Raw genomic sequence first — 16,501 nt, forward strand, 5'->3', positions numbered from 1 at the left:
GGGAGGATCCCATTGTCTGACTGTGGCATGCCTGTATCGCCCACGCCTTGAAGAAGCGGCATGGTCATTCGGTTGGTTGTAAGCATTATCTGATCTTGCGTATTGACCACTGATACCTGCAGAGCTTTTGTTCATAATTATATTTCATTAATTCATGAAAGTATAAAAAGCAGACTGCTGTTCTGTTCAGAAGTTCATTTTACTGAAATGCCTATAAAACCAAGCCGTTGGGGGTAAGTAGTTAACCAAATGAAATCATATATTTCTGACTAAGTTGTCAATCACTCTGCGGCGTTGCAACTCCGGTCACATAGCTACTGCTATGCTCCCTACGTTGCGCCTTGCATAGTAACTGCCCACTTAGCCAGAAATATACGATTCCATTTGGCCAACTACTTACACATCTACTTCTGATGCCACCAATCCGTTATTTTCAAATCATTTCGGGCAACAGGTATTCAACGCTGGCGCTCCATCCCTGGAATATGAACACAGTTCTTGAGTCATGATGAAAGGGAAGAGGTTATCGGCTTTTTTTTTCTCTTCCTTTTTCTTTTTTTTGGTTTGCCTGTTTGCTTGTCTAAATGTTCTTCACCGGTTAGGTAACAATGACCTGAAGAGTGACACCCTTTATCGACGGTAACGTATGCCTCATCTGCCCACCCGATTTTATATGATACAGAGCCATGGCCCTGAGGCGGGGTGTCCACCCTGGTCATTATTTGATCAATACATCGTTTTATTGAATCCGGGTTCCAAAGCGTGTTAGTGGGGATTTCAATGACCTCAAATCCCGCTTTTTGCAGCAGTGCGATTTTCAGCAGAGTCGAACCATTCCTGGTTTTGAAATCACCACACACGTAATGAGAGGGTCCCTGAATTTCAATAATAATATTATGGTCTGGCAGTAGCAGATCAACCGGAGGTAATGAGTTCAGACTCCTTTCTGCTTCAATCTTTAAAGAGGGAATAGATGATTGAAGTTGATCGCGGAAGTCGGTTTGAGGTTTTGAAATGCTGGTCTGGTAATGGGGGACGATCGGACACGCTCTGCCAAGCCAGCTTGCGGCCATGGCAATGATGGATTGTTCTTCTGCATCGTTTGAGGCTGCATTTTCCAGGCGAGTTAACAGGGCATCCATGTGCTTTTCAAGCAAGCTGTGTTTATTGGCATTGTCGTCTGGAGACAGCCTGGCACAGCAGACCAATACTCCCCAGAGAGACATCGATATATCTTGCTGAGATAACTGAGGGCATTTACTGATTTGGTAAACAAGAAGTTCAGACGTGGATTTAACCACGTTCAGCTCAACGAGCTCACCCAGTTTCGCCATGGCCCACAGCAGGTTGGCGATATGCTGAGGAATAAACTGGTCTTTCTTTTCGTTCACTTGGGACAACAGGGCGGCCACGGCCTTGTTGAGCCCTGGTGTCGGCTCCTGCCCATGGATCACCAGTTTCGCCATGACCCAGAGCAGATTGGCGATTTCCTGCGAATTAAAGCTGGCTTTCTGTGCGTTCACGTGGGGTAACAGCGCGGCCACGGCCTCTTTGAATGCTGGTGTCCGCTCCTGCCCGTTGTCCACCAGTTTCGCCATGGTCCACAGCAGGATGGCGATGTCCTGGGGATTAAATTGGTCTTTCTGTGTGTTCACGCAGGGCAACAGCGCGGCCACGGCCTCTTTGACCTCTGGTGTCCGCTCCTGCCCGTTGTCCACCAGTTTCGCCATGGCCCAAAGCAGGATGGCGATATCCTGGGGATTAAATTGGTCTTTCTGTATGTTCACGAGGGGCAACAGCGCGGCCAAGGCCTCTTTGAGCCTTGGTGTCTGTTCTTGCCCGTTATCCACAAGTTTCGCCATGGCCCACAGCAGGTTGGTGATATGCTGAGGAATAAGCTGGCCTTTCTGTGCGTTCACGTTGGGCAACAGCGCGGCCACGGTCTCTTTGAACTCTGGTGTTCGCTCCTGCCCTTCGTTTGCCAGTTTCGCCATGGCCCACAGCAGGTTGGCGATTCCCTGGGCATTAAGTTGGTTTTTCTGTGCGTTCATGAGGGGCAACAGGGTGGCCACAGCCTCGTTGAGCCCCGGTGTCCGATCCAGTCCGTTGTCCACCAGTTTCGCCATGGCCCACAGCAGGCTGACAATGCCCTGGGCATTAAATTGGTCTTTCTGTGCGTTCACATGGGGCAACAGGGCGGCCACGGACTCGTTGAGCCCTGGTATCTGCTCCTGACCGCTGTCCACCAGTTTCGCCATGGCCCACAGCAGGTTGGCGATATTCTGGGCATTAAATTGGCCTTTCTGTGAGTTCACGTTGGGCAACAGCGCGGCCACAGCCTCTTTGAGCCCTGGTGTCCACTGCTGCCCGTTGTCTACCAGTTTCGCCATGGCCCACAGCAGGTTGGCGGTATGCTGAGGAATAAATTGGTCTTTTTGTGCATTCACATGGGGCAACAGTGCGGTCATGGTCTCTGTTAACCCTGGTGTTCGCTCCAGCCCGTTGTCCACCAGTTTCGCCATGGCCCAAAGCAGGTTGACGATACCCTGGGCCTTAAATTGGTTTTTCTGTACGTTCACGTGGGGTAACAGCGCGGCCACGGTCTCTTTGAGCCTCGGTGTCCACTGCTGCCCGTTGTCCACCAGTTTTGCCATGGCCCACAGGAGGTTGGCGATACCCTGGGCCTTAAATTGGTTTTTCTGTACCTTCACGTGGGGCAACAGCGCGGCCACGGCCTCGTTAAGCCCTGGTGTCCGCTCCAGCCCGTTGTCCACCAGTTTCGCCATGGCCCACAGCAGATTGGCGATATGCTGAGGAATAAATTGGTCTTTCAGTGCGTTTACGTGGGGCAACAACGTGGCTACTGTCGTTTTGAGGCCTGTTATCTGCTCCTGTCCGTTGTCCACCAGTTTCGCCATGGCCCACAGCAGGTTGGCGATATCCTGAGGATTAAATTGGTCTTTCTGTGCGTTCACGTGGGACAACAGGGTGGCTACGACCTCTCTGAACTCTGGTATCCGCTCCTGGCCGTTGTCCACCAGTTTCGCCATGGCCCACAGCAGGTTGGCGATACCCTGGGCATTAAATTGATCTTTCTGTGCGTTTACCTGGAGCAACAATGCGGCCACGGCCTCGTTGAGTTCGGGGGTCCGCTCCTGCCCGTTGACCACCAGTTTCGCCATGGCCCACAGCAGGTTGGCGATATGCTGAGTATTAAATTGGTCTTTCTGTGCGTTCACGTGGGGCATCAGCGCGGCCACTGTCGCTTTGAGCCCTGGTGTCCACTCCTGCCCGTTGTTTACCAGTTTCGCCATGGCCCACAGCAGGTTGGCGATTCCCCGGGCATCAATGTCCCTGGCTTGAGGTTTTTGGTTGCACTTGAATATGATTGCATCAAGTAGCGTTGACAATAAGGCAGCCTGAGTACGCTTAACACCCTCATCCACGGGTTTATGAGGGGTAAAAACACCCGCTGAAGTCAATGAATGAAATGTGGCCGTAAGGCTTAGCCAGTCCCAACGCCGTGTTATGGTAAAATTTTTCAGTAAACGCATCAGCTGGCTTTGTTCAGCTCGATTTAACGGTCGTTTAACAGCTGATGTGTATTTTTTGATTGAACTGGCATACCAGCTGTGATTTCTCCCATCATAGCGATGACCGAAACGATCCGATTGACTCACCAGATCATCCATTATTTCCTGTTTGATGAGCGCATTAAAATCTTGGGCAGGGTTTACTGAGCGGTGCTGTAGATGTTGAGAAGGGCATGCGTCAGAAGAACGGTAAAATGTATTACGCCCCGGGTTAGTGCGTGGGGTATCATCCCACCGCCTGACCGCGGCATGTCTGTATCGTCCACGCCTTGAAGAAGCGGTATGGCCACCCGGTCGGTTATAATTATTATCTGATCTTGCGTATTGACCACTGATACCAGCAGAGCTTCTGTCCATAATTATATTTCATTAATTCATGAAAATATAAAAAGCAGACTGCTGTGCAGTTCAGAAGTTCATTTTGCTGAAACATTTATATATAAGCAGTGCCGTATTTCTCATCTGCCGAACCGCTTTTAAGTGATACAGAGCCATGACCCTGTGGCGGGATGTCTACCCTGGCCTTTATTTGATCAATACATAGTCTCATTGAGTCCTGGCTCCTGAGCAGGTTAACCGGGATTTCAATGACCTCAAATCCTGATTTCTGCAGCAGTGCAATTTTTAGCAGAGTCGAACCATTCCTGGTGTTGAAATCACCATTCACGTAATGAGACGGTCCCTGAATTTCAATCACCATGTTGTGATCTGGCAGTAGCAGGTCAACCGGAGGTAATGAGTTCAGACACTTTTCTTCTTCAATCTGCAAAGAGGGAATGTATGATTGGAGTTGAGCACGGAAGTCGGCTTGAGGTTTTGAAATGGTTGTCTGGTAGTGGGGGACGACTGGACTGGCTCTGCCAAGCCAACTTGCGGCCATGGCAATGATGGATTGATCCTCTTCACTGGCTGGTGATGTATTTTTCAGGCGAGTAAACAGGTCATCTATGTGCTTTTCAAGCAAGCTGTTTTTATTGGCGTTGGAGACAAGAGATAACCTGGCACAGTATACCATTACTGCCCAGAGGGACATCAATATCGCTTGCTGAGAGAATTGAGGGTTGTCACTGATTCGGTAGACAAGCGATTCGAACGTAGAGGTGACCACGCTCAGCTCAACGAGCTCACCCAGTTTCGCCATGGCCCACAGCATGTTGGCGATACCCTGAGGATTAAATTGGTCTTTCTGTGAGTTCACGTGGTGCAACAGCACGGCCACGGCTTCTTTGAGCTCTGCTGACTTTCCCTGCCCGTTGTCCACCAGTTTCGCCATGGCCCACAGCAGGTTGGCGATACCCTGAGGATTAAATTGGTCTTTCTGTGAGTTCACGTGGGGCAACAGCACGGCCACGGCGCTTTTGAACTCTGCTGACTTTTCCTGCCCGTTGTCCACCAGTTTTGCCATGGCCCACAGCAGGTTAGCGATATGCTGAGGAGTGAATTGGTCTTTCTGTGTTTTCACGTGGGGCAACAGTGCTGCCACGGCCTCTTTGAGCCCTGGTGTCTGCTCCTGCCCGTTGTTCACCAGCTTCGCCATGGCCCACAGCAGGTTAGCGATATGCTGAGGAATAAATTGCCCTTTCTGTGCGTTCACGTGGGGCAACAGCGTGGCCACGGCTTCTTTGAGCTCTGGTGTCCGTTCCTGTCCGTTGTCTACCAGTTTCGCCATGGCCCACAGCAGGTTGGCGATTTCCTGTGGTTTAAATTCAGCTTTCTGTGCGTTTACGTGGGGCAACAGGGCGGCTACGGCCTCTATGCTCACTGGTGTCTGCTCCTGCCCGTTGTCCACCAGTTTCGCCATGGCCCACAGCAGATTGGCGATATGCTGTGGGATAAATTGGTCTTTCTGTGCGATCACGTGGGGCAACAGCGCGGCCACGGCCTCGTTGAGCCCTGGTGTCCACTCACCGTTGTTCACCAGTTTCGCCATGGCCCACAGCAGGTTGGCGATTTCCTGTGGTTTAAAGTTCGCTATTTGAGTGTTTATGTGGGGTAACAGCGCGGCCACAGCGTCGCTGAGCCCTGGTGTCCGCTCCTGTCCGTTGTCCACCAGTTTCGCCATGGCCCACATCAGGATGGCAATTTGCTGAGGAATAAATTGGTCTTTTTGTACTTCCACGTGGGGCAACAGCGAGGCCACGGCCTCGTTGAGCCCTGGTGTCCGCTCCTGTCCGTTGACCACCAGTTTCGCCATGGCCCACAGCAGGTTGGCGTTATGCTGAGGAATAAATTGGTCTTTCTGTCCCTTCACGTGGGGCAACAGCGCGCCCACGGCCTCGTTGAACTCTGGTGTCCGCTCCTGCCCGTTGTCCACCAGTTTCGCCATGGCCCACAGCAGGTTGGCGATATGCTGAGGAATAAATTGGTCTTTCTGTGCGTTCACGTGGGTCATCAGCGCGGTCAGGGCCTCTTTGAGCTCTGGTGTCTGCTCCTGCCCGTTTTCCACCAGTTTCGCCATGGCCCACAGCAGGTTGGCGATATGCTGAGGAATAAATTGGTCTTTTTGTACTTTCACCTGGGGCAGCAGCGCGGCCACGGCCTCGTTGAGCCGTGGTGTCTGCTCTTGCCCGTTGTCCACCAATTTCGCCATGGCCCACATCAGGTTGGTGATATGCTGAGGAGTAAATTGGTCTTTCTGTCCGTTCACGTGGGGCAATAGCACGACCACGGCCTTTTTTAACTCTGGTGTCAGCTGCTGCCCGTTGTCCACCAGTTTCGCCATGGCCCACAGCAGGTTGGCGATTCCCTGAGGAATAAATTGTTTTTGCTGTGCGTTCACGTGGGGCAAAAGCGCGGCCACGGCCTGTTTGAGCTCTGGTGTCTGGTTCTGCCCGTTGTCCACCAGTTTTGCCATGGCCCACAGCAGGTTGCAGATTCCCAGGGCATCAATATCCCTGGCTTGAGGTGTTTGGTTGCACTTGAATATGATTGCATCCAGTAGCTTGGACAATAAGGCAGCTTGAGCGAGCTTAACACGCTTATCCACGGGTTTAAGAGGGGTAAAAACACCCGCTGAAGTAAATGAATGAAGTGTTGTCGTCAGGCTTCTCCAATGCCAACTCCGTGTTACTGTAAAATTTTGCAGAAAATGTATCAGCTGGGTTTGTTCAGCTCGATTTAACGGTTTTTTAGCAGCTGATGTGTATTTTTTAATTGAATTGGCATACTGACCGTGATACCTCCCATCATAGCAATGATTGAAACGATCCGAGTTACTCACCAGGCTATCCATTGTTTCCTGTTTGATCAGGGCATTAAAATCTTGAGCAGGGTTTACGGAACGGTGCAGTAGATATTGAGAAGAGCGTGGGCCAGAAGAATGGTAAAACTCATTGTGCCCAGTGGTAGAGCGGGGGAGATTATGCCACTGTCTGACTGTGGCATGCCTGTATCGTCCACGCCTTGAAGAAGCGGCATGGTCATCCGGTCGGTTGTAATCATTACCTGATCTTGCGTATCTACCACTGATACCAGCAGAGCTTCTATCCATAATTATATTTCATTAATTCATGAAAATATAAAAAGCAGACTGCTGTTCTGCTCAGAAGTTCATTTTGCTGAAATGTTTATATATAAGCAGTGCCGCATTTCTCATCTGCCGACCCGCTTTTAAGTGATACAGAGCCATGACCCTGTGGCGGTATGTCTACCCGGGTCTTTATTTGATCAATGCATAGTTTCATTGAGTCCTGGCTCCTGAGCAGGTTAACCGGGATTTCAATGACCTCAAATCCTGATTTTTGCAGCAGTGCGATTTTCAGCAGAGTCGAACCATTCCTGGTGTTGAAATCTCCATTCACGTAATGAGACGGTCCCTGAACTTCAATCACCATGTTGTGCTCTGGCAGTAGCAGGTCAACCGGGGGTAATGAGTTCAGACTCTTTTCTTCTTCAATCTGCAAAGAGGGAATGCATGATTGGAGTTGAGCGCGGAAGTCGGCCTGAGGTTTTGAAATGTTTGTCTGGTAATGGGGGACAACCGGACACGCCCTGCCGAGCCAGCTTGCTGCCATGGCAATAACGGATTGATCCTCTTCATTGTCTGGATATGTATTTTCCAGACGAGTAAACAGGTCATCCATGTGCTTCTCAAACACGTTATTTTTATTGGCATTAGAGTCTAGAAACAACCTGGCACACAACACCAAGACTCCCCAGAGAGACATCTTTATGTCTTTCTGAGAGAGCTGAGGGTTGTCATTGATTCTGTAGACAAGCGATTCAAACGTGGAGCTAACCACGCTCAGCTCAACGAGTTCACCCAGTTTCGCCATGGCCCACAGCAGGTTGGCGATCCCCCAGGCATTAAATTGGTCTTTTTGTACGTCCACCCGGGGCAACAGCGTGACTACGGCCTCGTTGAGTCCTGGTGTTCGCTCTTGTCCGTTGTCCACCAGTTTTGTCATAGCCCACAGCAGGTTAACGATATGCTGAGCAATAAATTGGTCTTTCTTTGCATTCACGTGGGGCAACAGCACGACTACCGTCTCGTTGAACTCTGGAGTCCGCTCCTGGCCGTTGTCCAGCAGTTTCGCCATGGACCATAGCAGGTTAGCAATACCCTGTGGTGTAAAGTTGGCTTTCTGTGCGCTTACGTGTGGCAACAACGCGGCCATGGCCTTGTTGAGCTCAGGTGTTCGCTCCTGCCCGTTGTCCACCAGTTTCGCCATGGCCCACAGCAGGTTGACAATACCCTGTGGTTTAAAGTTGGCTTTCTTTTCGTTCACACGTGGTAACAGCAGAGCCACGGCCTCGTTAAGCCCCGGTGTTCGCTCCATTCCGTTATCCACCAGTTTCGCCATGGCCCACAACAGGTTGGCGATTTCCTGTGGTTGAAAGTCAGCTTTCTGTGACTTCACGTTTAGCAACAGCGCGGCCACGGCCTCGTCGAACTCTGGAGTCCGATCCTGCCCACTGTCCATCAGTTTTGCAATGGCCCACAGCAGGTTGGCGATAGCCTGGGCATGAAACTGTTCTTTATGTGCGTTCACCTGGGGCAACAGCGCGGCCATGGTCTCGTTGAGCTCTGGTGTTCGCTCCTGCCCGTTGTCCACCAGTTTTGCCATGGCACACAGCAGGTTGGCAATACCCTGTGGTTTAAAGTTCGCTTTCTGTGCCTTCACCAGGGGCAACAGCGCGTACACGGCTTCGTTGAGTTCTGGTGTCTGTTTCTGCCCGTTGTCCACCAGTTTTGCCATGGCCCACAGCACGTTGGCGATTTCCTGTGGGTTAAAGTTCGCTTTCTGTGCGTTCACGTGGGGCAACAGCGCATCCACGGCCTCGTTGAGTCCCGGCGTCTGCTTTTGCCCGTTTTCCACCAGTTTTGCCATGGCCCACAGCAGGTTGGTGATACCCAGGGCATGAAATTGGCCTTTCTGTGCGTTCACGTGAGGCAACAGGGCGGCCACGGCCTCGTTGAGTTCTGGTGTCTGCTCGTGGCCGTTGTCCACCAGTTTCGCCATGGCCCACAGCAGGTTGGTGATACCCTGTGGTTCAAAGTTAGCTTTCTGAGCGCTCACTTGCGGCATCAGCGCGGCCACGGCCTCTTTGAGCCCCGGTATCCACTCTTGCCCATTGTCCACCAGTTTTGCCATAGCCCAGAGCAGATTGGTAATAGCCTGAGGAATGCATTGGTCTTCCTGTACGTTCACGCGAGGCAACAGGGCGGCCACGGCCTCTTTGAGCCCTGGTGTCTGCTCCTGCCCGTTCTCCACCAGCTTCGCCATGGCCCACAGCAGGTTGACGATATGCTGAGAAATAAATTGGTCTTTCTCTGTGTTTATGCAGGGCAACAACCCGACCACGGCCTCGTTGAGCCCCGGAGTCCGGTCCTGCCCGTTGTCCACCAGTTTTGCCATGGCCCACAGCAGGTTGCTGATTTCCCGTGATCTAAAGTTAGCTTTCTGTGTTTTCACATAGGGCAACAGGGTGGCCACGGCCTCGTTGAGCGCTGGTGTCTGCTCCTGCCCGTTGTCTACCAGTTTCGCCATGGCCCACAGGAGGCTGGTGATTTCCTGAGGTATAAAGTGAGCTTTCTGTGTTTTCACCCGGGGCAACAGCGCGGCCACAGTCTCTTTCAGCTTTGCTGTCTGCTTTTGCCTGTTGTCCACCAGTTTCGCCATGGCCCACAGCAGGTTGGTGATATTCTGGGCATTCAATTGGTCTTTCTGTGCGTTCACGTGGAGCAACAGCCCGGCCACGGCCTCGTTGAACTCTGGTGTCTGCTCCTGCCCGTTGTCCAACAGTTTCGCCATGGCCCACAGCAGGTTAGCGATTTCCCGTGGTTTAAAATCAGCTTGCTGTGCGTTCACGCGGGGCAACAGGGCAGCCATGGCCTCATTGAGTTCTGGTGTCTGCACCTGGCCGTTGTCCGTCAGTTTCGCCATGGCCCACAGCAGGTTGGCGATATGCTGAGGAATAAATTGGTCTTTCTGTGCATTCATGTGGGGCAACAGTGCGGCCACGGCTTCTTTGAACTCTGGTATCCGCTCCTGCCCGTTGTCCACCAGCTTCGCCATGGCCCACAGCAGGTTGGCGATTCCACGGGCATCAATTTCCCATGCTTTAGCTTTTCGGTTGCACTTGAATATTATTGCATCCAGTAGTGTCGACAATAGGGCTGCTTGTGTACGCTTAATACGCTGATCCATAGGTTTATGGGTGGTAAAAACACCTGCTGAAGTAAATGAGTGCAGTGTTGTCGTCAGGCTTAGCCAATTCCAGCTCCGCGTTGCGGTAAAATTTTGCAGCAAACGCATCAGCCGGCTTTGTTCCGCTCGATTTAATGGTCTTTTAGACGCTGACGTGTATTTTTTAATTGAACTGGCATATAGGCCGTGATCTCTCCCATCATAGCGATGACCGAAACGATACGATTTACCCACCAGGCCATCCATTATTTCCTGTTGGGTGAGCGCATTAAAATCCTGAGCATGATTCACTGAACGGCGCAGTAGATATTGAGAAGGGCATGGGGCAGAAGAATGGTGAAATTCATTACGCCCCGGTGCTGTGCGGGCAGGAGGATCCCACTGTCTGACTGTGGAATGCCTATATCGCCCACGCCTTGAAGAAGCGGCATGGTCATTCGGTTGGTTGTAAGCATTATCTGATCTTGCGCATTGACCACTGATCCCGGCAGAGCTTCTATTCATAATTATATTTCATTAATTCATGAAAATATAAAAAGAAGACTGCTGTGCGGTTCAGAAGTTCATTTTGCTGAGATGTTTATATAAGTAGCTGGCCATATGGAATCACATATTTCTGGCTACTTATAAACAGTGCTGTGTTTCTCATCTGTCCACCCGCTTTTAAGCGATACAGAGCCGTGACCCTGTGGCAGGATGTCTATCCTGGTCTTTATTTGATCAATACATAGTTTCATTGAATCCTCGTTCCAAAGCAGGTTAACCGGGATTTCAATGACCTCAAATCCTGCTTTTTGCAACAGTGCGATTTTAAGCAGAGTCGACCCATTCCTGGCTTTGAAATCACTGCCCACGTAATGAAAGGGTCCCTGAATCTCAATCACCATGTTGTGGTCTGGCAGTAGCAGGTCAACCGGAGGTAAAAAGTTCAGACTCTTTTCTTCTTCAATCTGCAAAGAGGGTATGCATAATTGGAGTTGCTCACGGAAGAAGGTTTGAGGTTGTGAAATGACGGTCTGGTAACGGGGGATGAACGGACAAGGTCTCCCAAGCCAACTTGCGGCCATGGCAATGATGGATTGATCTTCTTCATTGTCCGGGAAGGTAGCTTCCAGCCGGGTAAACAGGTCATCCATGTGCTTTTCAAACTCATTATTTTTATTGGCATTGGAGACTAAAGACAACCTGGCACAGCATACCATTACTCCCCAGAGAGACATCAATACCGCTTGCTGACAGATCTGAGGGCTGCCACTGATTCGGTAGACGAGCGATTTGAACATCGATGTCACCACGCTCAACTCAACGAGCTCACCCATTTTCGCCGTGGCCCACAGCAGGTTGGCGATATGCTGAGAAGTAAATTGGTCTTTCAGTGCGTTCACGTGGGGTAACAGCGCGGCCACAGCCTCATTGAACTCTGGCGTCTGCTCCTGTCCTTTGTCCACCAGTTTCGCCATGGCCCACAGCAGGTTGGCGATATGATGAGGAATAAATTGGTCTTTCAGTGCGTTCACGTGGGGTAACAGCACGGCCACGACCTCGTTGAGCTCTGGTGTCTGTTCCTGCCCGTTGTCCACCAGTTTCGCCATGGCCCACAGCAGGTTGGCGATACCCTGTGGTTCAAAGTCAGCTTTCTGTGCGCTCACGTGGGGCAACAGCGCAGCCACCGTTTCTTTGAGCCCCGGTATCCACTTCAGCCCGTTGTCCATCAGTTTCGCCATGGCCCACAGCAGGTTGACAGTATGCTTAGGAATAAATTGGTCTTTCAGTGCGTTCATGCAGGGCAGCAGCGCGGCTATGGCCTCAATGAACTCTGTTGTCGGCTCCTGCCCATTGTCCACCAATTTCGCCATGGCCCACAGCAGGTTGGTGATTTCCAGTGGTTTAAAGTTAGCTTTCTGCGCGTTCACGTGGGGCAACAGCGCAACCAGAGCCTCGTTGAACTCTGGTGTGCGGTCCTTCATGTTGTCCATCAGTTTCGCAATGGCCCACAGCAGGATGGCGATACCCTGTGGTTTAAAATTAGCCTTCTGTGCGTGCACCTGGTGCAACAGCCCGGCCATGACCGCGTTGGGCTGTGGTGTCCACTCCCCTTTGTCCATCAGTTTTGCGATGGCCCACAGCAGGTTGGCGATATGCTGAGGAATAAATTGCTCTTTCTGTGCGTTCACATGGGGTAACAACGCGGCCACAGCTTCTTTGAGCCCTGGTGTCTGCTCCTGGCCCTTGTCCGCCAATTTCGCCATGGCCCACAGCAGGTTGGCAATTTCTTGTGGTTTAAAGTTGGCTTTCTCAGTGTTCACGCGTGGTAACAGCGCGGTCACAGCCTCTTTGAGCTGTGGTGTCTGCCTCAGCCCGTTGTCCACCAGTTTCGCCATGGCCCACAGTTGGTTGGCAATATGCTGGGGAATAAATCGGCCTTTCTGTGCGTTCACGTGGGGCAACAGTGCGGCCACGGCCTTGTTGAGCTCGGGTGTCCACTCGTGCCCGTTGTCCACCAGTTTCGCCATGGCCCATAGCAGGTTGGCGATTTCCTGAAGTTTGAGGTTAGCCTTATGTACATTCACTTGAGACAGTAGCGCAGTCACAGCCGCGTTGAAATCGGGTGTCCACTCCTGCCCGTTGTCTACCAGTTTCGCCATGGCCCACAACAGGTTGGCGATCCCCTGGGCATTAAATTGGTCTTTCTGTGCGTTCACATGGGGCAACAGCGCGGCCACGTCCTTGTTGAGCCCTGGTGTCTGGCCGTTGTCCACCAGTTTCGCCACAGCCCACAGCAGGTTGGCGATACCCTGTGGTTTAAAATTTGCCTTATGTTCTTTCACTTTGGGCAATAGTGCGGCCACGGCCTCTTTGAACTCAGGTGTCCGCTCCTGCACGTTGTCCAGCAGTTTCGCCATGGCCCACAGCAGGTTGGCAATATGCTGAGGAATAAATTGGTCTTTCTGTGCGTTCACGTGGGGCAATAGCGCGACCACGGCCTCGTTGAGCCCTGGTGTTCGTTCCTGCCCGTTGTCCACCAGTTTCGCCGTGGTCCACAGCAGGTTGGCGATACCCCGGGCATCAATATCCCATGCTGCAGGTTTTTGGTTGCACTTGAATATTAGTGCATCAAGCAGAGTGGACAATAAGGCAGCTTGAGTAAGCTTAACACGCTCATCCATGGGCTTATGCGGGGTAAAAACACCCGCTGAAGTGAATGAATGAAGTGTTGTGCTCAGGCTTCGCCAACTCCAGCTCCGTGTTGCGGTAAAATTTTGCAGTACACGTATCAGCTGGCGTTGTTCCGCTCGATTTAACGGTCTTTTAGCAGCTGACGTGTATTTTTTAATTGAACTGGCATATTGCCCGTGATTTCTCCCATCATAGCGATCACCGAAGTGATCCGATTTACTCAGCAGGCCATCTATTATTTCCTGTTTGGTGAGGGTATTGAAATCTTGAGCAGGGTTTACTGAACGGTACTGTAAATGTTGAGAAGAGCGTGTGAAAGAAGAATGGTAAAATTCATTACGCCCCGGGGCAGTGCGGGGGGGACTATCCCATTGTCTGACGGTGGCATTTCTATATCGCCCACACCTTGAAGAAGCGGTATGGTCATCCGGTTGGTTGTAACCATTATCTGATCTTGCGTATTGACCACTGATACCAGCAGAGCTTCTATCCATAACTATATTTCATTAATTCATGAAAATATAAAAAGCAGACTGCGGTTCTGTTCAGAAGTTCATTTTGCTGGAATGTGAAAACGGTTCCCGGGGTCGAAAGGAGGGGATTACTGGCTGTTTTTTCTCTTCCTCTTGGCTGGTTTGCCGGTTTGTTCTTCTGAATGTTCTTCGGCGGTCAAGTAACCTTGATCTGAGGGTTGCCTGCCTTTATCTGCAGTAACGTATGCCGCATCTGCCCACCTTCTTTTAAGTGATACAGAGCCATGCCCCTGTGGCTGGATGCCTAACCTGGTCGTTATTTGATCAATACATCGTTTCACTGAACCTTGGTTCCAAAGCATGTTAGCCGGGATTTCAACGACCTCAAATCCTGCTTTTTGCAACAGTGCGATTTTAAGCAGAGTCGAACCATTCCTGGTTTTGAAATCACCACCCACATAATGAGAGGGACCCTGAACTTCAATCACCATGTTGTAATCTGGCAGTAGCAGGTCAACCGGAGGCAATGAGTTCAGACTCTTTTCTTCTTTAATCTGTAAAGAGGGAATGCATGATTGGAGTTGATTGCGGAAGTTGGCTTGAGGTTTTGAAATAGTTGTCCGGTAATGGGGGACGACAGGACAGGTTCTACCAAGCCAACTTGCGGCCATGGCAATAACGGATTGATCCTCTAAGTTATCTGGAGATGTATTTTCCACGCGAGTAAACAGGTCATCCATTTGCTTTTCAAACCAGTTATTGCTTCGGGAGTCCATAGACAATCTGGCACAGCAAACCATCACTCCCCAGAGAGATATCAATAGGTCTTGCTGTGAGAGCTGAGGATTTTCACTGATTCGGTAAACAAGCGATTCAAACATAGAGGTAACCACGTTCAGCTCAACGAACTCACCCAGTTTCGCCGTGGCCCACAGCAGATTGGTGATTTCCTGTGGTTTAAAGCTGGCTTTCTGTGCGTTCACGTGGCGCAACAGTGCGGCCACGGCCTCGTCGAGCTCTGATGTCCACTCCCCGATGTCCAGCAGTTTCGCCATGGCCCATAGCAGGTTGGCGATTTCTTGTGGTTTAAAGTTAGCTTTCTTTTTGTTGACGTGTGGCGACAGCGCGGCCACGGCCTTGTTAAACTGTGGTGTTCGCTCCTGCCCGTTGTCCAGCAGTTTCGCCATGGCCCACAGCAGGTTGGCAATATGCTGGGCATTAAACAGGTTTTTCTGTACGTTCACGTGTTGTAGCAGCGCGGCCACGGCCTCGTTGAGTTCTGGTGTTCGCTCCAGCCCGTTGTCCACCAGTTTCGCCATGGCCCACAGCAGGTTAGTGATTCCCAGGGCTTTAAATTGGTCTTTCTTTGCGTTCACGTGAGGCAACAGCGCAGCCACGGCCTCGTTAAGCCCTGTTGTCCGCTCCTGCCCGCTATCCACCAGTTTCGCCATGGCCCACAGCAGGTTGGCGATTCCCTGTGGTGTAAAGTTATCTTTCTTTGCGTTCACGTGTGGCAACAGCGCGGCCACGGCCTCTTTAAGCTCTGGTGTCCACTCCTGCCCGTTGTCCAGCAGTTTCACCATGGCCCACAGCAGGTTGGCGATTTCTTGAGGATTAAAGTTAGCTTTCGCTGTGTTGACGAGTGGCAACAGCACGGCCACGGCCTCTTTGAGCAGCGGTGTCCGCTCCAGCCCGTTGTCCACCAGTTTCGCCGTGGCCCATAGCAGGTTGGTGATTTCCTGTTGTTTAAAGTTAGTTTTCTGTGCGTTCACTAAGGGCCACAACGTGGCGACGGCCTCTTTGAGCTGTGGTGTCCGCTCCTGCCCCTTATCAACCAGTTTTGCCATGGCCCACAGCAGGTTGGTGATTCCCCGGGCATTAAATTGGTCTTTATGTGTGTTTACGTGGGGCAACAGCACGACCACGGCCTTGTTGAGCCCTGGTGTCTGCTCTTGCCCGTTGTCCACCAGTTTCGCCATGGCCCACAGCAGGCTGGCGATATGCAGATGAATAAATTGGTCTTTCTGTGCGTTCACGAGGGGCAGCAGCGCGGCCACGGTCTCTTTGAGATCTGGTGTCTGCTCTTGCCCGTTGTCCACCAGTTTCGCCATGGACCACAACAGATTGGCGATACCCTGTGGTTTAAATTTGTCTTTCTGTGCGCTTACGTGGGGCAACAGCGCAGCCACTGCCTCGTTGAGCTCTGATGTTCGCTTTTGCCTGTTGTCCACCAGTTTCGCCATGGCCCACAGCAGGCTGGCGATACCCTGTGGTGTAAAGTTTGCTTTCTGAGCGCTCACGTGGGGAAACAGTGCGGCCTCGGCTTCTTTGAGCAGCGGTGTCCGCATCTGTCCGTTGTCCACCAGTTTCGCCATGGCCCACAGCAGGTTGACGATTTCCTGTGGTTTAAAGTTAGCTTTCTGTGCGCTCACGTGGGACAACAGCGCGGCCACGGCCTCGTTAAGTTCTGGTGTCTGTTCCTGCCCGTTGTCCACCAGTTTTGCCATGGCCCACAGCAGGTTGGCGATATGCTGAGGAATAAATTGGTTTTTTTTTGCGTTCACGAGGGGCAACAGTGCGGCCAAAGCCTCTTTGAGCCCGGGTATCA

At 51.5% G+C, this 16,501-nt stretch carries 5 protein-coding genes; all 5 read right to left on the bottom strand.

Annotated features, from left to right (window positions below; all coding sequences use genetic code 11):
• Positions 1-503: 503 nt before the first annotated feature.
• Entirely contained in the window at positions 504-3,950 is a 3,447-nt protein-coding gene (locus J7438_RS22880; RefSeq protein ID WP_209278398.1) for an RAP domain-containing protein, read from the bottom strand.
• 76 nt (positions 3,951-4,026) lie between these two features.
• Positions 4,027-7,083 carry an RAP domain-containing protein gene (locus J7438_RS22885; RefSeq protein ID WP_209278399.1) on the bottom strand — a complete coding sequence of 1,019 codons (3,057 nt, stop codon included), beginning with the start codon at positions 7,081-7,083 and terminating at the stop codon, positions 4,027-4,029.
• Between the two features lie 76 nt (positions 7,084-7,159).
• Positions 7,160-10,747 (bottom strand): RAP domain-containing protein, encoded by a 3,588-nt coding sequence (locus tag J7438_RS22890; RefSeq protein ID WP_209278400.1) that lies wholly within the window; start codon positions 10,745-10,747, stop codon positions 7,160-7,162.
• Positions 10,748-10,863: 116 nt separating this feature from the next.
• On the bottom strand, positions 10,864-13,914 hold the full coding sequence (locus J7438_RS22895) for an RAP domain-containing protein (protein ID WP_209278401.1): 3,051 nt from the start codon (positions 13,912-13,914) through the stop codon (positions 10,864-10,866).
• 107 nt (positions 13,915-14,021) lie between these two features.
• Positions 14,022-16,501, bottom strand: a 2,480-nt coding sequence (locus J7438_RS22900; protein ID WP_209278402.1) for a DUF1601 domain-containing protein, incomplete at its 5' end; no start/stop codon positions are given.

The organism is Thalassotalea sp. G20_0, from assembly GCF_017744175.1.
Taxonomy (GTDB): domain Bacteria; phylum Pseudomonadota; class Gammaproteobacteria; order Pseudomonadales; family Endozoicomonadaceae; genus Endozoicomonas.

Excerpts from the sequence above, each read along its gene's own strand:
- J7438_RS22880 (WP_209278398.1), bottom strand. The coding sequence starts at position 3,950 with ATGGACAGAAGCTCTGCTGGTATCAGTGGTCAATACGCAAGATCAGAT.
- J7438_RS22885 (WP_209278399.1), bottom strand. The coding sequence starts at position 7,083 with ATGGATAGAAGCTCTGCTGGTATCAGTGGTAGATACGCAAGATCAGGT.
- J7438_RS22890 (WP_209278400.1), bottom strand. The coding sequence starts at position 10,747 with ATGAATAGAAGCTCTGCCGGGATCAGTGGTCAATGCGCAAGATCAGAT.
- J7438_RS22895 (WP_209278401.1), bottom strand. The coding sequence starts at position 13,914 with ATGGATAGAAGCTCTGCTGGTATCAGTGGTCAATACGCAAGATCAGAT.